The following is a 22,348-nucleotide window of genomic DNA, read 5'->3' as shown; positions in this document are numbered from 1 at the left end:
CAGCACGCAGGTTTCCTGGTCCCGGTACCCCCCTCTCCTATAGTCTGTAAGTGCTTTCTTTTCCGTGCTGGATCGTGGAGGAGCAACAATCCGCGCCCGGCATTCTGTGCAGTGCCCTGAAGCTCCGTGGGCTTCACCGGAGCATCGTCTCCGGCGGTTGCTTCCTGCGCTTTCAGGAGTTGACCGCTTTGCGGTCACGGTAGAATGTTGACCGCTCTGCGGTCACGGTAGGAAGTTGACCGCTTTGTGGTCACTGTGAGAAGTTGACCGCTCGGCGGTCACAACTGAGTCGTTCATCGCACGAACCATGCCCGTGACGCATGCCAATCTCGTAGCCTTTGGGCTTCTGATCGCCACCTCTTTGGTTGCGGGGTTCTTCGCCTATGTCTACAGTCTGAAACGCCAGACCTACCAGTTGTTCTGGGCCGTGGGCTGGTGCCTGTACACGGTGCACTACCTGACCAGGGTTCTCGCGCCCGGCGCCGGCAGCATTTCGCTACAGGCGACCCTCGGGCAGTGGTGCCTCTCGCTCACCGGTCTTTTCTTTTTTCTCGGCGCGCAAATTTACGCGCAGCGCCGGCCATGGTTCGTACCTGCGGGGTTGACCGCCGTCACGGTGCTTTTCTGGACCGTCGCGTACCAGCTGGGTTGGTATCCCATTCCGCCCGGCATCGCTACCGCTCTGATTTTTCTTGCCGCTTCCCTGGTCTTTTTCCAGGAGAGCAACCGCCAGGAAACACTGAGCGAACGCTTGCTCGCGGTAACCTTCGGCATCTGGGCGGTCCTGCAACTGGGGCTGATCCTCGCCTACCAGAACAAGCAGATCCAGGAAACCGGTGTGTGGTCCCTGGCCGCCATGCCTGCCGCCTTCGTCGGCATCGTCATGGTCATGGCCTTGTACGAGGAAGAGAAGCGCCGCGTCGAGCGCAACATGCTCGCGCTGTCCAACCTGAACCTGGCGACCTCCAGTTTTGTGGGCGGGGAGATCCAGCGCATGCTTTCCCTGGCGCTGGACCGCGTCCTTGGCGTGGTGCGCATTCCCTCCGGGGCCCTGTTCCTGCACCATGGCGATCCGCAGGGGCCCACCTCGGTGGTGGCCGCCGGGCTCCGCGAGGATTTCTGCAGCACCGCGCAGCGCGAGGGGCTCGACGATCACCTGGTCAATCTGGTATCGCGTCTCGGCGGGCTGGTGGTCTTCCGCGAATTGACGCGCGATTCGGCCTGGACGGCTCTGGAGAAAGAAGAGAGTTTCCGGCGCTTCCGGCAACTGGCCGTCCATCAGGGGCTGCGTACCGTGGTGGCCATCAGCCTGCAAGCCAAGGAGCAGGGCTTCGGCGTGCTTCTGCTGGGCACGCCGGACAACCGCCGCTTCACCGCCGCGGAACTGCGCCTGCTCCTGGCCCTGGGCCATCAGATCGGCATGGCCGTGGAGAACAGCTACCTGATCCAGCAGACTTCGCGCCGCTCCGAAGAGCTGCACGTGCTCAACGAGATCGGCCGCGCCCTCAGCTCCACGCTGAACAAGGAAGATCTGCTGCGCAAAGTGGGCGAGGAATTGCGCCGGCTCTTCGACACCGATAATTTCTATATCGCCTCGCTCAATCCGCTCCGCGACGAACTGATCTTCGACCTCGAAATCATCGACGGCACTCGCCTGCCCAAGCGCAGCCGGCCCCTCGGCAACTTTTTGACCGAATACATCATCCGCACCCGCCAGCCCGTGCTCATCCGCGAAAATTTTGTCGCCTCCGTGCGGGCCTTGGGCGTCGAGCCCCTCCGCTCGCGCGGCTGCTTCTGCGGCGTTCCGCTGGTGGCCTATGATCATGCCATCGGGGCCATCGTCGTCTTTGCCGAGATCGACCGGCAGTTCGACGAGGGGCATCTGGAACTCCTGCGCGTGCTGGCCAGCGAGGCCAGCATCGCCATCGAAAACGCGCGGCTGTTCCAGGAAGAGCGGACCAAGGCCCGGCACCTCTCCCTGCTCAACGCCGTTTCGCGCAAAGCCATCGCCACCCTCAATCCCGAAGAGATGCTCGCCGAGATCACCCAGCAGCTGGGCCAGGGCTTGACTCTCGATCACGTCGGCATCGGTGTGCTGGACTACTCGACCCGCGAAGTGGTCATCCAGTCGGAAGCCGGGGAGCTGCGCGGCGCCCTCGGCTGGCGCATCCCCCTGGGTGCGGGACTCGTCGGCCACGTGGCGCGCACCGGGCAGATGGCCTTCTACGGTGCGGGGGATTCTCCCGATCCCGCGCTCAAGCCCCTGCTTGCCGAGTGCATCGCGGCCATGGCCCTGCCCGTCTTCTATGCCGATCAGCTGCACGGTGTGCTCTACGTGGGCTCTACAAAACTCGTGAACTTCAACGAAGAAGAGATTCTTTTGTTGCGCACGCTCGCCGACCTGATCGCCGGCGCCCTGCACAATGCCCTGACCTTCCAGAAGGCCCAGGAACAGGCCATCACCGACGGACTGACCGGCGTCAAGACCCACCGCTTCTTTATGGAAGCTCTCTCGGCGGAATGGAAGCGGGCGACGCGCGCGGGCCGCTCTTTCTCCCTGGTGCTGATGGACCTCGACCGCTTCAAGTTCGTGAACGATTTCTACGGGCATCTCGAAGGGGACCTGGTGCTGCAGCGCGTCGGGCACATTCTGGAGACCAACTGCCGCCGCTCTGACGTCGTGGCGCGCTACGGCGGCGACGAGTTCGTGATCCTGATGCCGGAAACCACCATGGAGCACGCCCGCCAGCTGGCCCTCAAGCTGCGCGGCTGGGTCTGCGCCGATCCCCTGCTGCGCGAGAAGAACATCACCGCGAGCTTCGGCATCGCCTGCTTCCCCCTGCACGGTTCTTCCCCTCAGGAACTCATCCAGGTGGCCGACGCTTCCATGTACCTCTCCAAGCATCAGGGCGGCAACGCTGTTTCCACCGCCGACCATTTCGACCCCGGCGAGGCCAAGAAGTGGAAGCGCGACGTCCTCGAGGCCTATCTTGGTGTTACACTAAAGAGGCTGTTTTCCACGGGCCCCGAGGCTTTTGAGGAGATCTATCAGCGCCTTAAGCAATTCACCGAATCGCTCTCTCCAGACGCTGCTGTGCCGGAAGCCGCGCCGTCTAACGGCGCCGGCCCGGCCTCGCTGCCGCAGGCGGTGCTGGACACCGTGACTTCCCTCGCTTTTGCCATTGACGCCAAGGACCACTACACGCAGGGCCATTCCCAGAAGGTCTCCGCTTACGCCGCGCTGATCGCCGAGGCCTTGGGCATGAACGATGTGGAGGTCGAGGAAATCCGCCTCGCCGGCGTCCTCCATGACATCGGCAAAGTGGCCATTCCCGAAGCCATTCTCAACAAGAGTGGCCCGCTCGATCCCGGCGAGTGGGAGACCATGAAGTCCCACGTAACCTTTGGCGCCAAGATCCTCGAGCCCTTGACCCCGCTCGGGCGCATCCGCGAGATGGTGCGCCATCACCACGAATATTTTGACGGCTCCGGCTATCCCGACGCCCTCACGGGAGACGGCATTCCCCTGGGCGCGCGCATCATCGCCATCGCCGACGCCTACGACACCATCACCAGCGACCGCACCTACAAAAAGGGCCGCAGCGCCTTGGACGCCATGGCCGAGCTGGAGCGTTGCGCCAGCGCGCAGTTCGATGCCAAAATCGTGGCCCTCTTCGTCCAGACCATGCGCCAGCTCCCCAACCCCATCATCGAAGTCGCTTCCGTCATCTCCTCCCGGAACTCCTGACCCCTCCTTCTTACGCCCCTTACTCCGCGGAAAATCAAAGAAGTGCTATCCTCATTTTCTTCTCAGGAGGCTCCATGCAGACGGCAACGGTGCAGTGGATTGGCGGGCAGAAATTCGTGGCCACCAGCCCTTCGGGACACGCCCTGGCCCTGGATTGCGACCGCGACTCCAACCAGGCGCCGGGGCCGATGGAGCTGCTGATCATGGCCCTGGGCGCGTGTACGGCCACCGACGTGGTCCTTATTCTGGCGAAAAAACGCCAGAAGTTGGAATCCCTCGAGGTGCTTGTCTCCGGCGAGCGCGCCGCCGAGCCGCCCACCGTGTGGACGAAAATCGAGATTCTATTCCGCTTGAAGGGGCAGCTCGAGGAAACGGCCGTGCAGCGGGCCATCGGCTTGAGCCAGGAGAAATATTGCTCGGTGGCGGCCATGCTGAAGAAGACGGCGGCGCTCACGCATCGCTACGAAATCGTGCGGGAGTAGTGCCGCCCCAGGCGGAATTTATCCCCGTTTTGTCGGGCGCCTGCCTTCTTTGTGGTGTGCAACCGGCCCGCAAAATGACCGCCTGCTAAGGCCCGCCGCTACAGATTGCGGTGGCACCACTCGTTTAGCACGTACAGCGACCATACCCGCGACCACGACGTGCGCCCCGCCTGAAACGCCTCCCAGACTCCGCGCACTCCCCCCAGGCGCAGGTGCGGCGCGAGCGCCGCGGCCGGCTCCGCAAGACTCGTTTCGATGCGCTCGCGCAGCGGCCCGCGCAGCCACTCCTCCCACGGCAAGGTAAACGTGCGCTTCGCCTGCGTCACGATCTCCTCCGGCAGCGCATCCCGCAGCGCTTCCACCAGCAGGGCCTTCTGCACTTTCGGGCGGCGCCGCGCCGCGTCCGGCAGCGTGGCCAGAAATTCCACCAGCGGCGTATCCAGCAGCGGCACGCGCACCTCCAGGGAACGGTCCATGCTCACGGAGTCCGTGTCGCGCAGCAGGGTGCTGACCATGTAGGTGCGCAGCTCGAGCCAGGAGATGCCCGCCACGCGCTCCATGTTGCGGGCGTCTCCGGCGACGTGCTCGATCCAGCCCAGCCAGGTGGGCAGCAATGCCGTGCCGTCCCCGCCGATGGCGCTGCTGCGATAGCGCGGGGTGGCGATGCGCTCCAGTTCCCCCGGGGGAAACAGAGCGCGGGCGAAGAAGTAGGCGTCGGGCAGACGCTCCCGGTCGCGCCACAGCGCGGCGGCCTTGCGCGCGGCGTCAGGAGCGGCGCCGCGCGCGGCGAGGCGCTCGATCAGCGGCGCGGTCACGTGGCGCAGCGCAGAAGGGAAAAGGCGCGCCAGTTGCGCGAGGCCCCGCAGGCGCGGCACATCGCGAAAGGTGCGGTAGCCGGCGAAGAGTTCATCGCCGCCAAGGCCCGAGAGCGCCACTTTCAGCCCTACCTGCCGCGCGGCCCAGGAGACTAGATAGGTGTTGATGCCGTCCATGGTCGGCTGGTCGAGCGCGCCCAGCGCGCTCTCCAGATGCTCCAGCATTTCCGCGCCGCCCAGCGGCACTTCGCTGTGCTCGGTGCCGCAGTGTTTGGCGACGCAGCGAGCCAGCGGGGCTTCGTCGTAAAGAGTTCCCGGAAACGTCAGCGTGAAGCTGCGGATGCCGCGCTGTTCGCGCGCCGCCAGCGCGGCCAGGGCGCTGGAATCCAGCCCGCTGGAGAGAAACAGCCCCACGGGCACGTCGGCGATCAGATGCGCGCGCACGGAATCCTCGAGCAGCGGGCGCAGCGCGCGCACCGCTCCCGCGAAGTCCCGGGGGCGCTTGGGATCGCGCGCCGCGGGGCTGCGCCGCAGGTCCCACCAGGGGCGCGGCCGCGGCAACTGCCGGCGATCGGGCACCAGCAGCAGGATGGAGTGTCCCGGGGGCACCGAAAACACGTTCTCCAGCAGCGTCACCGGCTCGGAGACGGAACCGAACAGGAGATAGGAGGTCAGCGCGTCCGGGGAAAGCTTTTTGGCCACCCCTCCGGCGAGCAGCGCGCGCACCTCGGAGGCGAAGAAGAGGCCTTCGCGGGTCTGCGTGTAGTACAGCGGCTTGATGCCCAGGGGATCGCGCGCGAGAAAGAGCTGCGGTGCCAGGACCTGGCCGCGCAGGTCGAGCACGGCGAAGGCATACATCCCGCGCAGTTCGTGCAGGCAATCCTCGCCCCACTCTTCCCACCCGTGGACCAGCACTTCGGTATCGGAGTGCGTGGCGAAATGATGGCCGGCGCGGGTCAGGCGTTCGCGCAAGTCGCGGTAGTTGTAAATCTCGCCGTTGAGGACCACGGCGATGTCGTGCGCCTCGTTCCAAATGGGCTGGTGGCCCCCCTGGAGGTCAATGATGCTGAGCCGCCGCATGCCCAGCGCCACGCCCGGTGCGCGCGGATCGCCGGCGAGAAAGCCTTCGTCGTCCGGGCCGCGATGCCGCAGCGCCGCGGTCATGCCGCGCACGCGCGCTTCCGCCGTCGCCGGATTTGCCGTCAGGACAATTCCGCAGATGCCGCACACGCGCTTAGTTTAGCGCGGATTGGATATAGGGATTGGGGCTGCTGCCAAATAAACGCAGGTACCGGCGGCACAACGTGAATGACCACCGGCGGTCGGCATACCGCACCAGGAGGATGCGCAGGAGCAGCAGGGAAACCACCAGCGCGATGGAGGCGGCCAGCAGGGCCATGGATTCGCGCTCCACGAGCAAGGTCAAGTCCACCTTCTCATCCCAACGGGGATAGACCGCATTGAGGAACCGGCGCAGGCGGAGGCCAGCGAGAGGCAGCCGCGCCAGGCGGATGTGCGCGAACTTTTCGTAGCTATACTCGGGGGGATAGCCGGGAATAACGCGGGTGGCCTCCCGGAACGTTTGCGGGTCCTGCAGATCCTGCCGCGTGAGCATGCGACCCTGCGCATCGCGCAGGATGGCGCGGTAGGAGGGGTCCACGATCACCCAGCGCCCCTCCATCTTGACTTCCGCCACGACGTGCTTTGCCCTGCCGTCTGGGCTGAGCAGCAACAGGCGGCGTGCGGCAAGCCCGGAGCTTCTGGCCAGATTCACGAAGGCATTGGTTGCCGTGCCGCAGACGCGCAGGAGTTCCTGATCGTTGAGGGTCGTCTCCGGATCGCGCTGCGCGAGTCCTTGCGGGGAAGGGGACTGCGCGCGTGCGGGTCCGGCACGCAGCCAGTCAAGAATGGATTCCACTTTTTGTTCGGGCGTGGCCACCGCGGGAACGACCGCATTCGAAAAGCCCCGGAGATATTGCCGGACGGAAAATTCCCAGGTCCCCGAGTAGAGCAGGGTCACCAAGGCCAGCTTCAGGAGGAGGTCGGCGCTCCACCACACCGTGCGCAGGACGGGATGTTTTGAGGCCGCCATGAATTAAGTAATTACGTCCTCCCGGACCATGAAAAAATCATGGTCTGCGGCCCAGCCTTTCGTAAAGCTGTTCCATCTCCCGGACGGGCTCTTCCCATCCCAGGCGCGGCAGCAGCGCGGCCCCTCCCGCCTGCAAACGCTCGCGCAGCGCCGCATCGTGCAGCACCCGCTGCAGTGCGCCGGTGAGCGCCGCCTCGTCGTGTGGCACGATCACCCCGGCTCCCTCCGCCAGCAGTGCCGCAATCCCGCACGTCTCGGTGACGATCACCGGGGTGCCCGCCGCAAGGGCCTCGGCTGCGGCGTTGCCGAAATTTTCGTTCTGCGATGGCAGGACGAAAACGTCGGCATCCCGGTACGCACTCCACTTGCTTTCACCGAATAGCGGGCCGGCAAAGATTACACCTTTCCTTATCCCCAGTAAACGTGCGGACTCCCTGAGGCGTTTCATCATATTTTCATCGTCCGGCCCGGCGAAGACCAGGCGCAGCCGTGCCGCGTCGTCGCCGCCGGCCAGATGCGCGAAGGCGCGCAGGAGCAGCTCCGGGCTCTTCTTGCTGGCCAGGCGCCCTAGAAAAAGCACCACCTGCGCGTCGCTGGCAATCCCGTGGGCCGCGCGGAATTGCCCGCGCGGCGGAAGCGCCCCGGGAAGCGCGACCCCATTGCGCCGCAGCAGGATGCGCCCCGGCTCCACGCCGCCGCCGGCGAGTTCCGCCGCCTCCTGCTCGGAGGTGGCGATCACCGCGCGCGCCCCGGAGATCAGCGCGCGGCCGAACAGCGCATGGTAGGCGCGTTTGAGGCGCACGCTGCGTACGATGGGCAGATACATGCCCATCGGTTCCACGGCATACGCCACGCCGCCGGCGCGGCAGGCGGCGGCCACGCGCGGGCCGAGCAGGTCGTAGAGCCCGTAGATGTGCACGGCGTCGAATTCGCGCAGGCGTTCGCGGCAGAAGCGCGCCGCGCCCGGATACCAGGTCAGGGAGCGGTAGCGCAGCCAGGCCGGCAGGCCCGGCGCGAGGTACAGCGCCTCGACGCCGTTTTCCTCGCGGCGCAGCCCGAAGGTCGTGCGCTGCCCTCCGCCGCGCTCGGCCAGCCCCCAGTCCGCGGTCAGCACCGTGACCCGGTGCCCGCGGCGCGTCAGCCCTTCGGCCAGCGCCTGGACCTTGACCGGCGGCCCGCCGAATTCAAAAAACGGCGCATAGCTGGCGGTAACTTTCAGGATGCGCATTGCTGGTGCAGGAGTTTCTTCAGGGATTTGGCGAACATGGAAAATCGGAACTGGCTGTGCACGCGCTCCCGCCCGCGCGCGCCCATGGCCCTCGCGTGCTCGGGATCGCGCAGCAGCGTCTCCAGCGCCGTGACGATCTGCGTCACGTCCCCGTGCGGCACCAGATAGCCGGTCACGCCGTCTTCGATCACTTCCGGGGCCCCGCCGTGCGCTCCTCCGATCACCGGTTTGCCGCAGGCCATCGCCTCCAGATAGACCAGGCCGAAGCCTTCCCCGCGGCTGGGCAGCGCGAAGATTTCGCAAGCCGCGTAACACGCCGCCAGCGCGGCCAGCGAGAGCCCGTGCAGAAAATGCACGTGCCGGCGGACGCCGTGCTCCGCGGCCAGATTTTCCAGCCAGGGGTGGTCATCGCCTTCTCCGGCGGCCACCAGTTGCACGTCCGGCCAGCGCGTGCGCAGCCGGGCCATCGCGGCGATCAGATGATCCACGCCCTTGTAGCGCTCGCTGGCCATCCAGCGGCCCACGGCCAGGATCACCCGCCCGCGGGGAAAGCCCGGCGGGAGCGCGGCGGCTTGAGGCAAGCTCAGCAGCGCTTCGAACTGCGGATCGAGCGCCCAGGGCAGCACCCGGACGCGCTCCTCGCCCACTCCCTGCCGCACCATAACCTGATTCGCGGTGTCCTGGCTCGGCGCCAGCACCAGATTGCTGCGCCGCAGCGCCCGCCGCCGCAGCAACGGCAGCGGCTCCCACACCTCGGCGCCGTGCGTGCACACGATGGTCTTCAGCCCGGGCGCCACCAGGCGCATCGCCCGCGTCACCGGCGCCAGATTCGGATGCGCCGCCAGAACGATCTTCGCGCCGCGCCGCGCCGCGCGCAGCGCCGCGGCCAGAAACCGCAGCTTCCCGCGCTCGCACCCCGTGTAGACAAACTCCCGCCCCGCGACCACCGTGCGGTGCAGCTCCGGCGAATCGTTCAGGCTCAGAAAGCGGTAATCCATGTCGCGGCCCGCAGCGTATTCGCTCAGCACCGCCGCCAGATGACGGCCGGCGCGCTGCACACCTCCGGGCGCGTCCAGTTCGGGGAAGAGGCCTACCAGCACGCGCCGAGTCTGCCAAGCCGCGCGCCAGAACGCAAGATGACAGTGGAGAATAGTGCCTCGCTTGGCAGGTGCAACCGCAGGCCAGAGTTGCAGAGTTGACCGCTTCGCGGTCACCCAGACAAGGGTCTGACGGCTGTCGTTTACACTTCCCGGCGAAGATGTTAGCCTCGCCGGCAAGCTCCTCCGGAGGCACAGCAATATCCCGAGCCGCCCTTGCGGGCGCGGCCAGCTCTCGCTCTGCGATTTACCCGCGCGGACCAGGGTCTTCTGGCCGGATGTCGCGGCGGCGCCGTTAGCCGCAGCCTCGGCACCGCCTTGCGGGGCCTGCTGGCTGCTGCTGTTTTCAGGAACAGATAGGGGATCGGTCCATGCGTGGCGCGATGCAGACTTTGTACCGGACGCTGGCGGTTGCCGCGTTGCTCGCCGCTACTCCTTCTTTCTTCGGGCTTCTTGAAAAAAGTGCGGCCGCGGGCCAGGAGCTGCACTCCCCAGGCACGCTGCACGGAGTCCTGAGCCGCCAGCGCCTCTCCCCGCTGCTGCGCAACGCGCCGCGCGAGCTACGCTTCAGCCCCGACGGGGCCTACCTGGTTGTGCAGGATGAATCCGTAATCTACCTGCTCAGCCGGGAACACCTGGCCCTGCGCAAATGGTTCTTTGCTCCTGACGCGCTGCCCGCGCGCTTTTCCTCCGATTCGAAGATGCTCGTGTTTGCCAGCCGCTCCCTGCAAATCGGGCGCTGGCTGATTGCCGAAGACCGCATGGCCGATGAAAAGGATCTCCCGGCCAAGGAGGGCTGCCTCGTGGCGGAGCTCTCTGCGGACGGCGAACTGGCGGCGTGCTACGACCCCGGCCTCAAGATCCGCGTCTTTCGTACGGACACCGGGGAGCAGATTCTCGCCGAAGGCGACGAGGGTCCCTCGACTCCGCCCACCATGTTTCTTCCGCGCGGCTCGGGCACCGCCTTTGCCGAGCCCATCGGTTTCCTGACCGTGAATTCGCTGCCGCCCCTCGTCGAGCGCGAATCGTTCTGGTTTCCGCTGCTTTTTTCGCCGGATGGCCGCTATCTGCTGACCAGAAACCTCGCCGGCACTGCGCTGGCCCTGGACTTGGTGCAGCGCAAGCGCGTCAATGTGCCGGGCTCCGTGCAACACCATGCGCGCAACCTGCTCTGTTTCGTGGGCTCTGACCAGATCGCGGCCCGCGACGCGAAAAAGGACGAAAACTCTGTGCTCCTGGCGTTTCCCGGAGGAGCCACGCTCGGCAAACTGCCCCTGCCGGCGGCTATGGCCCGTAGCGCCACCCAGCAGAAATACTTGCTGGTGCAGGAGGCTGGTCAGGACGACATCAGCATCGTTGATCTGGAGACGGACAAGGTCGTGCAAAAGGTGGCAGGAACCTCGGCGGACGTCTGGAACGACACGCTGCTGAGCTACTCCCAGGACGGGGAAGTGCGCCTCGCGCATCTCGGGGCCCGCGAATCCCTCGCGCAGGGTTTTCTCCCGCTGGCCCCTTTGCCCACGCTGCGCACGGCCGCGGTCTCGGGGGACCTCGACGAGATTGCCCTGGGGGTGCGCGGCGGCGCGGGAGTTTTCCGCGTGGCCAGCGGGGAGCGGATTGTTCCACTCCCGCGGCTGTACGGGGTATGGCTTGGCGGCAACAGCGAGGCCTACGTGGACACAACCAGCCCGGAAGGCTTCCTGGTGAAAAAAGTCGATGAAAAGAGTGGAACGCTTTCCGATAGTTGGCGGGGCCCGAAGATGGAAGGGTCAGGGGGCCCGCTCCAGGACTCGCACCCCGCCGGGCCGGTTCTGCTCTTCTATTTTCAGGCGCCTTTCATGGCACTCAGGGGCGTCGGTGGCCTCGTTCCCTTGGGCCTGCAGAGTTCGAGTGAATTACGCGCGATGGATATCCGCACCGGCGCGCAGCTCTGGTCCCGCAAGATTCCTCACGATGCCGCCGTTCCCTTTGCGGACCCCCAGGGCGAGCGCGTCCTGCTGGCGTGGCGGGCGAAAACGGGCGAGGCGCGCAGCGCGGCGAAGCGCGACCCCGTGGCGGAGCGCCGCTACAAGAGCGCCAAACTGTCCGATGAGGACACTTTTTTCGAGGTGCTCGACGCCCGCACCGGCAAGACCCTCGGCGGGGCGCTGGTGCAGAGCGGAGCTGGCCCGGAGCATTTCAGCTCCGCGTTTTCGGCGGGCGACGCGCTGATTGTCGTCAAGGATGGCACGCGGATCACCGTCGTCGCGCTCGGTTCCGGCGAGGAGCGGGCGCGGCTGTTCGGCTCCTGTCCCGCAGCTTCGGGCGAAGCCCATCTTCTGGCGGTCTGCGACGGCGGCCGGGTGATGCTGCGCGACCTGAAAACGGGAGAGAAGCGCGGGGAGGAGTCCTTTCCGGACGAAATTGTCTACACCCGCTTTTCCGCGGACGGAAAACGGCTCCTCGTGCTGAGCGCGCATCAGGAGATGTTCGTTCTGGATGTGAGCGAAATATCGGCCGCGCCAGCCGCGGCGCGCCGCTGACCCGCCAGCCGCTCAGGCGCGCTGCGTGCGGGCGAATTTAATGGTGATTCAGCAGCACCGGCAGGTCCGCCAGGCGCTCCAGGTACACATCGGCGGGATGCGCGGCGCGGTCGTGCACCCCGAAGCCGTAGTTCACCGCCGCGGCCAGCGTCCCCGCGTTGCGCGCCGTCTGCACGTCTATCTCGGAATCGCCGATCAGCAGCGCCTCGCGCGGCGCCGCGCCCAGTTCCTGCAGGATCCTCTGCGCGCCCAGCGGGTCGGGCTTCTTGGTCTCGAAGCTGTTCCCGCCGTAAACCGCGCGGAAAAAATCCCCCAGCCCCAGCTCCTCCAGGATGCGCCGGCTGATCTTAAACGGCTTGTTCGTGAGCACCGCCATGGGATAGCGCCGCAGCTCGCCGAGCGCCTCGGGCACCCCCGCATACGCCCGCGTGTGGTCCATCTTGTGCTCTTCGTAATAACCCAGAAAGAATTCCAGCCCGCACTGGATCTCCTCCGCGCTCGCGCCCCCGCCCAGCGACCGCGCAATCAGCTGCGGCGCGCCCGCTCCGATGTACCCCGCAATCCTCTCCTCGCTCAGCTCCGCCCGCCCCATCACCCGCAGCATCACGTTCACGGAGAGGATCAGATCCTGCTTCGAATCGATCAGCGTGCCGTCCAGATCGAAGATCAGCGCCCGCACCGCGCCCAGTTCAGGTGTCGTCATCATCCTTTATTGTAGTCGAATCTCCCCCCGGCCGTGCCCCGGACAGCAGTCGGGGCCACAGCCCCTCCTGGCTGTGCTCTTCATTCTGCCGCCTCTTTACCCCGGCCCACCCTCATCCCGCTGTCCCTCCCGCGCAGGGCCGCGGCACGTCGCCGCTCCTCGAAAGCCTTTCCGCTCGTGGCGCGCCTTCCGCGTTCCAGGCCGCACCCAGAAAGATAATCATCGCGGAGAGCTCCATCCACACCATCAATCCGATGGCCGCGGCTAGCCCGCCGAAGACCAGTCCAAACCTCATCTTCCGGACGTAGAATCCGAACAGCAAATTCACGCTCCACCACAGCGCCGTCGCCACGGCCGCTCCCGGCAGAACGGATCTCCAGCTCGCTGCGCCCGCTCGCGCCACGCGATAGATCAAGGCCAGGACGAGCACCGCCAGAAGCATCGCCAGGATCGGAGGCACGACGCCCCAGAAGCCGCGAACCAGAGCGGAATCGCCAAATCCGCCCGTCATCCATTGCCGCAAGCGCTGCCCAAAGACACTGAACGCAATCGCCACGACCCAGGCCCCAAGGGCCGCCGAGAACAAGAACAAACCGCGAAGCTGCCGGCCGAGGAAGGAATGTCTCTCGCGATCCCCGTAAATCATGTGGATCCCTTCCATGATCAGCTTCATGATCTGCGAGCCGATGAGCAGCGTCCCGGCCCAGCCGAGAAGCACCCAGAGCCAGGGGTTCACCTCGCGGTGCAGCAGGTATTCGGATAGGAGCTGCCAGCTGCCCGGAGGCAGCATCGCCGAAAACCGCACGGCCAGCTCCCGGCCGCCCTCCCCGCGCAGGGAACTGCTGACCAGGCCCAGCGCGGCCAGTAAGGTCGGAAAAAACGCCAGGAACATATTAAAGGCCACAGCCTGCGACACCATTCCGCATTGCGGAATCACTCTCTCCACGATTCGCAACAGCTTCTTTGTTGCAGCGTTCATGGCCATTGGCGGGTGTCCCAGTTTTAGTGACCGGGCAGGTTCGAGGTGCCCATCGCACCACTCCGCGATGACTTGCAGAAATAGTATCCTCTCATCGCGCGCCGCGCTGTCAAGAAGAAACGCGATGCACTCGATTAATCCAAATATGTTTGAGAATTGAGGATCGGAATTCGCCCAACGCCGGACGCAACGATTGGCAGGGCAGACCACCGGGAGAGAAATCCCTTCCGATAGAGAACCCCGGAATCATCACAGACGAGCAACAGCGCGGACCTAGAAGCTGTCCGAGCGCGCGACCACGTCCTGCTGGTGGCTTGCGGTGCCGGCAACCCACTCAACGCCGCCGAACCACACGAAGTTTTGCACGTTATTGCTGTCGGTCCAGAAGGCGTGGAAGACATCGTCGGATCCAGCCGCGATGTCCGTGTAGTCTCCAAAGAATGCGCCGCGGAACCCATAACGTGTGTTGATCGGCTGCGTGGTCACGGTGTTGGTCACCCCGCTGGTCAGGTCTCTCACCACGTAATCCAGCCGGGCATTATTAATGAACGAGCCAAGCGTCTTGCAGCTTGTGCCGTTCAGGCTCGGCGAGCCGAACACTGCGCACGTTTGCCATGGCGAAACCACGTCGGCAGCGTAGGCCGACATGTACACGCGTCCCGTGGGCCCCACAGCTATGGCGGGGAACAGCGTGTCGACTCGCCTGGCGCTGGGCGCGTTCAGAGTGCTTCCGTCCGGCTGCGTCACCGGATAACCCGTTGCCGTGCGCGTGCTGGCATCCACGGAAGGCAGCAGCGGCGCCGGTGCGCTCCAGGTTGCGCCACCGTCGGTAGACTTGCTATAGAGGGAGGCGGCGTGGCAACCGGTGTTCGTATATCCTGGGCACAGGTCTCCAGTGTCACTCATCATGGAGGACCAGGTGACGTACAGATCGCCGTTGGGCGCAGCGGCCGCTGCCGGAAAGCTGTTCACGCGGAAGGACGTATTTGCCGCGGGGATAATGTCCACCAGCGGGGACACGGCCACTGGCTTGCTCCAACTCTTACCCCCATCGGTCGACTTGACGACCCAAATACTGTCGAAAGTCGCCAGCCGCGTCGCCCCGTCCCAGAAGACATAAACCGTGCCGTCCGGGCCAACCACCGGCCGCGAACCCTGTCCGTACAAAACGTTGCCCACGATGAGCTGCGGATCGCTGAAAGTTTGTCCTCCATTTCGCGATACGGCCACCGCGATGGGCGACTGCACGTAATGGCCGTTGAGCGGGTTGAAAATAAAACGCGTCCAGGTCACGTAGACGTTGTCGCGGAAGGGACTCCCGGCGGTCGCATCCACTGCCATCCAAGGCTTGTCATTGAGCGTGGAGGGCGCCGCGGTTGCATTGATGAATACGGGCGCGCCCCAGGTTAGGTTCCCGTTGTTGTCGAAGCTGCCCTTGTTCACCGCCACGGTGTTGGGCGGCGCGGTGCGGTCGAACCCCAGACCTGCGTAGTAGACATGGCCGCGGCTGTCGAAGGCCACCACCGGATCTCCGCCCGCGTCGTACGGGCCTCCCGTCAAGTGTTGGACTCCGGGAATTAGCGTCCCTGGGTTTGTTCCGTCGAGTTTCGAAGCGCAGCACCACGTCTGGCCGCCATCCTTGGAGAAATACGTCCCCGAGTATCCGTCGCCCACCGCGCTGCACGGTACGCTCCCGATGGCGCAGTTCCAGGTGAGGGTTACGTAGTCGTTCGCGCCTCCCACGACGCGCAGGGGATTGTTGGGATCGACCGCGATGGCCGTCTCGTTTTGCGGCGCTCCCCCGGTATCCAGATTCACGGTGACGTCGGGCGCCAGCACGCTGGTGCCGTCCAGCGGACTGGACAAGATTTGGAAGGGAGTGACTGGCGTGGCAGTGGGGCTGGAGATCAAGTCGCTCATATTCGCTTCTTGCTCGATGAACGCGGAGAAGCGAATCTGCAATCCCGCAGTGCCATGCACGGAGGCGACTTTCCCCGCCAGTGTGGTGATGTCATAGGTCAAGTTGGAGTTGTCCGTACTTGCGGCGGAATTCGCACCAGCGGCCGCGGCGCGGAAACCACTCCCGTGTCCGGCGAGAAGAGCCATGGCCAGCAGACCTGCCGTCAGCGAGGAGACCAGCGATAGATTTTTCACGGATCCTCCACAGGAACGATCAGAGAGCTTTCAATCTTTTTTCCACGGGACGGAACGGCCTAAAAAGAAGCAGGCGTGGGGTCTGCCTGGAAGCGACCGGCGCCTCTTCGCACCCATTGGTCTTATGAGCGGTATAAACTCTACCTATAACAGGGGCGGCGTCAAGTACCAAAGCCAGGCAGTACCGGCCGTTTTCCCCGCGCACGGAACTGCTGACCAGGTCCAGTACCACTAGCAAGGTCGCAAAAAAACGCCAGGAACACATTAAATTGTCGTTCCGATTTAGCCGGAGTATTAGGAGCAATCTTTCCGGTTATGCGGCTTAGCAGTTAGCAGCGGGAAGTACTTAACGGTCAAGCGCCGGCGGCCCGGTCGTTTGCGCCTTTAAACAAAAGCCAGAAACCTGTTGTTATTTCGAAAACGTCGAAATGGCTTCATTGCTCCTTGCTCTCGCCGGTGGATGGGCCGAAGCCCCAGCGTCCGCGCCAGCTTTGCCGGAATCGTTCCCGCTCCTCAGGGGTCATGTGCTCCCAGCGCTCGGCCATGCGGCGGCGGTAGTTGGAGCGGCCGGAACCGTGAAATCCAAATCCGCCGAAGAGGATCCGGCACAGCGCCAGCATCCCCACCGCTTGCCAGAAGGTGATCTCGCGCCAGCCGAAGAGCGGCGGCAGCAGCCAATTCCACAGTTGCCGCACTATTTCGCCGCCGATGGCGACAAACAGCAGCATCCCCAGGATCGCCAGCGGAGCAATGAAAATCACTCTCTTCCATCTCCCGCTCATGTTCAGCTCCTTATCCTTTCGTGAATTCGTCGTAAATGCTTTGCAATCGCTCGCGTAGATGCAACACCGCATAACGTTTGCGCGAGAGCAGCGTGTTTACGCTGACGCCGGTCCGCGCGGCGATCTCCTTGAAGCTGTACCCCTCGATTTCGTGCGCGGTAAATACCTCCCGCTGCTCCTCCGGCAGCTCGTCGAGCGCAAGTTCCAGCTCATCCAGAAGCACGTTGCGGACGTAGAGCGCTTCCGGCCCGGCATCCGGCGATGGCAAAAGATCTTCGATCTGCAGCGCCTCGCCGTCTTCGTCCTCGATCGCTGCGTCGCTGAAGGTCGCTGTCTTCTTCTTGCGGAAAAGGTCCGTGATGCGATTGCGCGCGACGCGAAAAAGCCAGCCGGTCACGTGCTCGATCGGCATCAGCAGGCGATTGGCTTTTACCAGTTCGTAGAAGACCTCCTGCACGATGTCCTCGGCGTCGGAGGGATCGGGCACACGCCGGCGGATGAAATTGCGCAGCCGGAATCGTTCTTCCGCGATGATCTCGGAGATTTGACGGTCTCGCTCGGTCATCGCGGTGCTGCTCCACGGCTCATCCATCCCTTCCTGTAGACGAACGGCGGCCGCAAATATTGTAGAGATTTGCATCGGCGAAACTACGGCGAATTTGGGTGCCCTTCGGTCTCTTTCTCTCCTGCTGTCATCCCGAGCGGAGCGCGTTCTTTGCGCTCCGGATGGGTTTGCGGAGCAGAGGGATCGTGGCCGGACTTAAACACCGCCACGCTCGCCGGAAACATCGCGCTCCAACCCCTCGACGCCCACCCGCATCTCGCCCTTGTGGCACAGCCATTCCTGGCTGTGCTCTTTGCCATCCTTTGCCCAGCCTCTAGCAGGCTGCTGAAAAATGTCCGCAGTTTGTGGGTCGCGGCTTCAGCCGCGACATAAGCCGCGCGTCTGCTTCAGGGGTTTTAACCCCTGAAGCTCTCCCTTAAAATTTTTCAGCCGGGTGCCCAGCTTTAGTGACCGGGCAGCTTCGGCCCGCCCCATCGCACTGCTCCGCGATGACTTGCAGAAATGGTATCCTCTCATCGCGCGCTGCCAGGAAGAAGGTAAAAATCCTGAGGAGTAAGCCACCCGCGAACTGCTCAGGATTCGTCTGTTATCGTTCCTTGTACTTGCCTTGAGACTGAATTAAAATTGTGCAAATGCGGGAATCCTCGAATTGGATCGAAACGTGGACGCGCAAGATACTGACGTGGATGTCCCAGCGTGAGGTAAAAACTCCGTTGGCATTCTATTTCAGGTGCCTTGTTGCGTTTACAGTTGTAATCGGTGCGGGCCTATATCTTGTTCTTCCCGAACGGCGTTTTGAAATCTTCGTCATCGGAATTTGCGCACTGAGCGGTCTGGCACTACTTGTGGCATTCCTTACGACCTTCAAGATTAAGAATCTGGTCTATGGCGAAGCGAGCCACCGTGCTGAACTAAGACTGGGGATGGGTACAGAAAAAAAAGAAATGTCCATTGCTGAATTGGCTTTAACAGAGGGAACAGAGAAACCGAAGATATTAAGTGATGGCGGTGCCGCATGAATTTGCTGCTCGTCACGTTCGCCCTCAGAGACCCCAACAAGGTCTATGACCCATTTTTTGTAGAGCTACGGGGAAATTCCTTGAATTGGATGCACTTTATAGAGCAGACCTGTTTGGTGTCCAGCCATTTAGATGAAGACGCGATGACAAAAAAACTAATTCAACACATCGAAGCAACGGACTCCTTGATAGTAGTGAAGATTGAACCCCACCAATTCAACGGTTGGCTGCCTCAGGCGGCTTGGGATTGGCTCCATAGTGTCTCAAACCAAATACAAAGTGAAAGACAGGCCGCGTTGCCGATATACGGCCTGTCACCGCCACCGCAACTAAAGTGAACGAAGCGGCTTATTCGGTTCTCTAGGCGTTGGTCAAATCCGCTTTCACTTGTTCTTGCCGTTCTGCGAATTCCTTGCTTATATTGTCGTAACTTAACGCTTTGCAACCATAGAGATACAAAAAGGGCAGGGCATTGAGGAGATAGAAAATGGATCGCATCACTAAATCCCTTCTTGATGAATTCTCAAAAGAGCAAGACATTATGACGCTTGCTGAAGATAAACGTTTCGAGCATTTTTCCTGTTACCTGACAGTTGGACGTTTCTTGTTAGAAGCGTTCGACACGGCTGATATCGTAACCGGCTCTGGAGGGGATACGGGAATCGATGGAATTGCAATTATAGTTAATGGCTCGCTTATTTCTGATGCCGACTTAATTGAGGATTACGCCGAGCGTAACGGATACTTGGACGTCGACTTTATTTTTGTCCAAGCGGAGCGCTCTTCTGCTTTTGACTCGGCGAAAATTGGTCAGTTTGAATTTGGCGTACAGGACTTCTTTGAGGAGAAGCCCAAACTGCCCCGTAACGCTGCCGTCAAGTCGGCTGCGTCTATAATGGCGGCGGCATATACTCGGAGTAGTAAATTCAAGCGCAGGAATCCAACATGTAAACTTTATTACGTCACAACCGGGCGCTGGATTGGTGATGCCGCATTGGAAGCCCGCCGGAAAACCGTTGTTGCTGACCTGAAGTCTCTGGGGCTATTCGGTGAAGTAGAGTTTTTGCCGATCGATGCAGATAGTATTCAGCGCTTATATCGTGACAGCAAGAACTCAGTCACGCGGGAATTCGAGTTTCCACAGCGAACCGTCGTGCCGGACATCGAACAAGTGAGCGAAGCATACCTCGGTCTCTTGCCAGCTTCTGAATTTCTTCGTCTAATCGAAGATGAAGATGGGGATATATTGAAAAGTATTTTCTATGACAATGTTCGTGACTGGCAAGAATATAACCCCGTCAACACGGAGATGCGGGATACGTTGGTGTCGGGCGAGCTTCGATCACGATTTGCCCTGATGAACAATGGTGTCACCATCATCGCCAAAACGCTCCGCACCACCGGTAATCGTTTTCATATTGAGGACTATCAGATCGTTAACGGCTGCCAGACCAGCCATGTCCTCCACGAACAGAAAGCATATATTGATAAGTCGGTTATGGTACCGCTTCGCCTAATATCTACAAAAAACGATGATGTAATTGGTTCCATCATCAAGGCAACGAACCGTCAGACCGAGGTGAAAGAAGAACAGCTGTTGGCGATATCCGATTTTCAAAAAAAGATTGAAGCTTACTTTCAGGCTTTCGAAGAAGGCAAGCGACTATTCTACGAACGACGCTCGCGCCAGTACAACAGCTCCGCCGGTTTTGAAAAAACCCGCATAGTCACTCCCGGGGGTCTCATTCGTTCTTTTGCATCCATATTCTTGGAAGAGCCGCATCGAACCACGCGCAGTTATCGAGCCATATTAGAGCGTGTGGGGAAGAGTATATTCGCCGCAAACGACCGTTTAGAGCCATATTATGTTTCAGCCTTGGCTCTATATCGGTTGGAGTTCTTGTTTCGGAATCAGCAGCTGGACTCAAAATTCAAGCCTGCGCGCTTCCAGATATTGCTAGCGTTCCGGTTACTATCAAGCTCTGCTCTTTTGCCACGAATGAATTCGCACGAGATGGAGCGTTATTGTGACGAACTTATGAAAGTCCTCTGGGACCAACGCAAGTCCCTGAAAGTGTTTCAGGAAGCAGCTGAGGCGATTCGACTCGTGTCCGGCAGTAAATTGGATTCTGATTTTCTGCGGACGCAGCCATTCACAGAAAGCTTGCGAAACTACTGTGCGCAGAAGAACCCGCCCAAAGGGAAGGCGACGAAATAGTTGGCGGGTGGCCCAGGCATAAGGTCGGGAGAGGATTAGTGGGTGCTCCATATGCCGGTGTTGCGTGTGGGGATTTTGACTTTTTGTGCCACAAGGGCAATTCTCCCCGCACACTTTTCCACAACCCATTCGAATACCACTCAGTAATCTCTTGAAATAACGTAACCCATCTGCTATCCTTTTCCGTGTTACGCCAATCCACCGTTCGAAAACTCCCCCTCAACTCCACCCTCTCCTCCGCCGCGTTCCCTCTGCCCTCATCACCTCATTCCTTCAGTACCGCTTTACCGTCTTTGTTTTCAATCTCTTACGCGCTCTTTGCGCTGACGGGAAACGCCAAGCTCTTTAGAATCAGTCACAACCGCACTCTTTTGCGTCGCACGGCGGGGGTGGGGGGTAGCCCCGCTCTTTCTAGCCCCGCTCCTTCTCGCAAAGCTCACTTCCGGCTCCGCCCGCCTCTTGCCGCCGCTACTTTTTCGCGAATCGCCGGCTTCTCGCGTAAAATGGTTGGTTCGTTGCCGCACCCAATTTTGATTGGAGAACTCATGGCCCAGGTCTACCCTTTTCGCGCCTACCGCTACAACCCGGCAAAGGTCCCCTTCAGCCGCGCCCTCACCCAGCCCTATGACAAGATCTCCCCGCCCATGCAGGAGAAGTATTACGCCGCCGACCCCCACAACCTGATCGCCGTGGAAAAGGGCCGGATATTCCCGGACGACACGCCGCAGAACAATGTCTACACCCGCGCGGCGGCGGCGCTGGACGCCTGGGTGGCGGAAGGCGTCGTGGTGCCGGACCCCGCGCCGGCCTTTTACGCCTACGCCCAGGAATACACCGTGCCGGGCGCCAGCGAGCGCCGCACGCGCTGGGGCTTCATCGGCGCGGGCAAGCTCGAGGAGTACGAGGCCGGAGTGGTCTTCCGCCACGAGCGCACCCTCTCCGGGCCCAAGGCCGACCGCCTCGAGCTGCTACGCCACACGCAGACCCACACCGGCCAGCTCTTCATGCTCTATTCCGACGCGCAGCGCCGCATCGACGCCATTCTGCGGGAAGCCGCGGCGGCCGCGCCTCCGGCCACGGAAGTGCCCGATGAATACGACGTGACGCACCGCCTCTGGCCCGTCTCCGACCCCGCGCGCATCGCGGAGATCCAGCGCGTCATGGCCGCGCAGAAGCTGGTGATCGCCGACGGCCACCACCGCTACGAGACCGCGCTCAACTACCGCAACGAGTGCCGCGCCCGCGCCGGCGCCGTCTCTCCCGACGCTCCGTATGAGCGCGTGATGATGACTTTCGTCAACACCGAGGCGGAAGGCCTGCTGATTCTCCCGACGCACCGTGTAGTGGCCAACCTGCGCGATTTTTTCTGGGATGCCTTCCGGCGGTTTCTCGAGCCCTGGTTTGAGATGGAGGCCTTTGCCTTCACTGCGGACGCCGCGCGCCGCGAGGCGTGCGCGGTGTTTCTGAAGCGCTTGGCGGCGAATCACGCGCGGCGCGCCATCGGCGTCTATGCCGGCGCGGCGGCCCCGGCCCGCGCCTATTACCTTCTGACGCTGCGCAAAGGCGCGGACCTAGCCGGGCTGCTGAAGGGGGATTCCCCGCTGCAGCGCGAGCTGGACGTCATCCTGCTGCATCACGGGATTCTCGAGGCGGGGCTGGGCATTACCCAGCAGGCCGTTTCCGCGGAAGCCAATCTCACTTATGAGCGCGAAGCGGCAACGGCGCTGGACGCCGTGGACCGCGGCGCGGCGCAGCTTGCGTTTCTGCTCAATCCCGTGGACGTCGCCCAGGTGATGCGCGTGGCCACGGCCGGCGAGGTCATGCCCCAGAAATCCACGGATTTCTATCCCAAGCTGCTGAGCGGCATCACCATGTACCGGCTGAATGCATGAGTGCCCTCCGCCGCTTCGCAAAATGCAAGAGGGCACGCGCACGCGTGCCCTC

At 62.6% G+C, this 22,348-nt stretch carries 16 protein-coding genes; 7 read left to right on the top strand and 9 right to left on the bottom strand.

Features of this window, described 5'->3' with window-relative positions:
* The first annotated feature begins 307 nt into the window (after positions 1-307).
* Both LAN61_11400 and LAN61_11395 read left to right on the top strand, forming a co-directional pair.
* Positions 308-3,748: a diguanylate cyclase gene (locus tag LAN61_11400; GenBank protein ID MBZ5541110.1), complete on the top strand. Its 3,441-nt coding sequence runs from the start codon at positions 308-310 to the stop codon at positions 3,746-3,748.
* Positions 3,749-3,822: 74 nt separating this feature from the next.
* Entirely contained in the window at positions 3,823-4,230 is a 408-nt protein-coding gene (locus LAN61_11395) for an OsmC family protein (GenBank protein MBZ5541109.1), read from the top strand.
* Positions 4,231-4,328: 98 nt separating this feature from the next.
* Here the strand turns inward: LAN61_11395 and asnB are convergent, their stop codons facing one another.
* The 4 genes from asnB to LAN61_11375 are packed head-to-tail and all read right to left on the bottom strand — an operon-like array spanning position 4,329 to position 9,465.
* Entirely contained in the window at positions 4,329-6,275 is a 1,947-nt protein-coding gene (asnB, locus tag LAN61_11390; GenBank protein ID MBZ5541108.1) for an asparagine synthase (glutamine-hydrolyzing), read from the bottom strand.
* A 4-nt stretch (positions 6,276-6,279) separates the two neighbouring features.
* Positions 6,280-7,137, bottom strand: coding sequence for a transglutaminase domain-containing protein (locus LAN61_11385; GenBank protein ID MBZ5541107.1), 858 nt, complete (start codon positions 7,135-7,137; stop codon positions 6,280-6,282).
* 37 nt (positions 7,138-7,174) lie between these two features.
* Entirely contained in the window at positions 7,175-8,365 is a 1,191-nt protein-coding gene (locus LAN61_11380; GenBank protein ID MBZ5541106.1) for a glycosyltransferase, read from the bottom strand.
* Positions 8,353-9,465 carry a glycosyltransferase family 4 protein gene (locus LAN61_11375; protein ID MBZ5541105.1) on the bottom strand — a complete coding sequence of 371 codons (1,113 nt, stop codon included), beginning with the start codon at positions 9,463-9,465 and terminating at the stop codon, positions 8,353-8,355. Before LAN61_11375 ends, LAN61_11380 begins: the two co-directional genes overlap by 13 nt.
* Positions 9,466-9,833: 368 nt before the next feature.
* Here LAN61_11375 and LAN61_11370 point away from each other — a divergent pair, with 368 nt between their 5' ends.
* Entirely contained in the window at positions 9,834-11,984 is a 2,151-nt protein-coding gene (locus tag LAN61_11370; GenBank protein ID MBZ5541104.1) for a PQQ-like beta-propeller repeat protein, read from the top strand.
* Positions 11,985-12,021: 37 nt separating this feature from the next.
* Here the strand turns inward: LAN61_11370 and LAN61_11365 are convergent, their stop codons facing one another.
* The 5 genes from LAN61_11365 to LAN61_11345 form a co-directional block, all read right to left on the bottom strand.
* The gene (locus tag LAN61_11365) at positions 12,022-12,690 is read right to left on the bottom strand and encodes an HAD-IA family hydrolase (protein MBZ5541103.1); all 669 of its coding nucleotides are present in this window, start codon (positions 12,688-12,690) and stop codon (positions 12,022-12,024) included.
* A 109-nt stretch (positions 12,691-12,799) separates the two neighbouring features.
* Positions 12,800-13,666 (bottom strand): YihY/virulence factor BrkB family protein, encoded by an 867-nt coding sequence (locus LAN61_11360; GenBank protein ID MBZ5541102.1) that lies wholly within the window; start codon positions 13,664-13,666, stop codon positions 12,800-12,802.
* A gap of 273 nt (positions 13,667-13,939) precedes the next feature.
* Positions 13,940-15,820: a glycoside hydrolase gene (locus LAN61_11355; GenBank protein ID MBZ5541101.1), complete on the bottom strand. Its 1,881-nt coding sequence runs from the start codon at positions 15,818-15,820 to the stop codon at positions 13,940-13,942.
* A 434-nt stretch (positions 15,821-16,254) separates the two neighbouring features.
* The gene (locus LAN61_11350; protein ID MBZ5541100.1) at positions 16,255-16,548 is read right to left on the bottom strand and encodes a hypothetical protein; all 294 of its coding nucleotides are present in this window, start codon (positions 16,546-16,548) and stop codon (positions 16,255-16,257) included.
* Positions 16,549-16,612: 64 nt separating this feature from the next.
* Complete coding sequence (locus LAN61_11345; protein MBZ5541099.1) at positions 16,613-17,194, bottom strand: RNA polymerase sigma factor; 582 nt, start codon at positions 17,192-17,194, stop codon at positions 16,613-16,615.
* A gap of 659 nt (positions 17,195-17,853) precedes the next feature.
* Between LAN61_11345 and LAN61_11340 the strand changes: the two genes are divergently transcribed.
* The 4 genes from LAN61_11340 to LAN61_11325 all read left to right on the top strand — a co-directional run bounded on the left by LAN61_11340 (position 17,854) and on the right by LAN61_11325 (position 22,296).
* Positions 17,854-18,186, top strand: coding sequence for a hypothetical protein (locus tag LAN61_11340; protein MBZ5541098.1), 333 nt, complete (start codon positions 17,854-17,856; stop codon positions 18,184-18,186).
* A complete protein-coding gene (locus tag LAN61_11335; GenBank protein ID MBZ5541097.1) occupies positions 18,183-18,524 on the top strand; it encodes a hypothetical protein in 342 nt (113 codons plus the stop codon). Before LAN61_11340 ends, LAN61_11335 begins: the two co-directional genes overlap by 4 nt.
* Positions 18,525-18,673: 149 nt before the next feature.
* Positions 18,674-20,404 (top strand): AIPR family protein, encoded by a 1,731-nt coding sequence (locus LAN61_11330; GenBank protein MBZ5541096.1) that lies wholly within the window; start codon positions 18,674-18,676, stop codon positions 20,402-20,404.
* A 545-nt stretch (positions 20,405-20,949) separates the two neighbouring features.
* Positions 20,950-22,296: a DUF1015 domain-containing protein gene (locus LAN61_11325; GenBank protein MBZ5541095.1), complete on the top strand. Its 1,347-nt coding sequence runs from the start codon at positions 20,950-20,952 to the stop codon at positions 22,294-22,296.
* Positions 22,297-22,348: the final 52 nt, after the last annotated feature.

It is taken from the genome of Terriglobia bacterium (genome assembly GCA_020072785.1).
Classification (GTDB): domain Bacteria; phylum Acidobacteriota; class Terriglobia; order Acidiferrales; family UBA7541; genus Acidiferrum.
This window is presented reverse-complemented; position numbering and strand designations above follow the sequence as displayed.

What these genes read in the sequence shown, in the direction of transcription:
- LAN61_11385 (MBZ5541107.1), bottom strand. Translation starts at nt 7,137, where the DNA reads ATGGCGGCCTCAAAACATCCCGTCCTGCGCACGGTGTGGTGGAGCGCC.
- LAN61_11340 (MBZ5541098.1), top strand. Translation starts at nt 17,854, where the DNA reads ATGTCCCAGCGTGAGGTAAAAACTCCGTTGGCATTCTATTTCAGGTGC.
- LAN61_11325 (MBZ5541095.1), top strand. Translation starts at nt 20,950, where the DNA reads ATGGCCCAGGTCTACCCTTTTCGCGCCTACCGCTACAACCCGGCAAAG.
- LAN61_11360 (MBZ5541102.1), bottom strand. Translation starts at nt 13,666, where the DNA reads ATGAACGCTGCAACAAAGAAGCTGTTGCGAATCGTGGAGAGAGTGATT.
- LAN61_11350 (MBZ5541100.1), bottom strand. Translation starts at nt 16,548, where the DNA reads ATGCTGCTGTTTGTCGCCATCGGCGGCGAAATAGTGCGGCAACTGTGG.
- LAN61_11345 (MBZ5541099.1), bottom strand. Translation starts at nt 17,194, where the DNA reads ATGGATGAGCCGTGGAGCAGCACCGCGATGACCGAGCGAGACCGTCAA.
- LAN61_11395 (MBZ5541109.1), top strand. Translation starts at nt 3,823, where the DNA reads ATGCAGACGGCAACGGTGCAGTGGATTGGCGGGCAGAAATTCGTGGCC.
- LAN61_11365 (MBZ5541103.1), bottom strand. Translation starts at nt 12,690, where the DNA reads ATGATGACGACACCTGAACTGGGCGCGGTGCGGGCGCTGATCTTCGAT.
- LAN61_11330 (MBZ5541096.1), top strand. Translation starts at nt 18,674, where the DNA reads ATGGATCGCATCACTAAATCCCTTCTTGATGAATTCTCAAAAGAGCAA.
- LAN61_11370 (MBZ5541104.1), top strand. Translation starts at nt 9,834, where the DNA reads ATGCGTGGCGCGATGCAGACTTTGTACCGGACGCTGGCGGTTGCCGCG.
- LAN61_11400 (MBZ5541110.1), top strand. Translation starts at nt 308, where the DNA reads ATGCCCGTGACGCATGCCAATCTCGTAGCCTTTGGGCTTCTGATCGCC.
- LAN61_11380 (MBZ5541106.1), bottom strand. Translation starts at nt 8,365, where the DNA reads ATGCGCATCCTGAAAGTTACCGCCAGCTATGCGCCGTTTTTTGAATTC.
- LAN61_11335 (MBZ5541097.1), top strand. Translation starts at nt 18,183, where the DNA reads ATGAATTTGCTGCTCGTCACGTTCGCCCTCAGAGACCCCAACAAGGTC.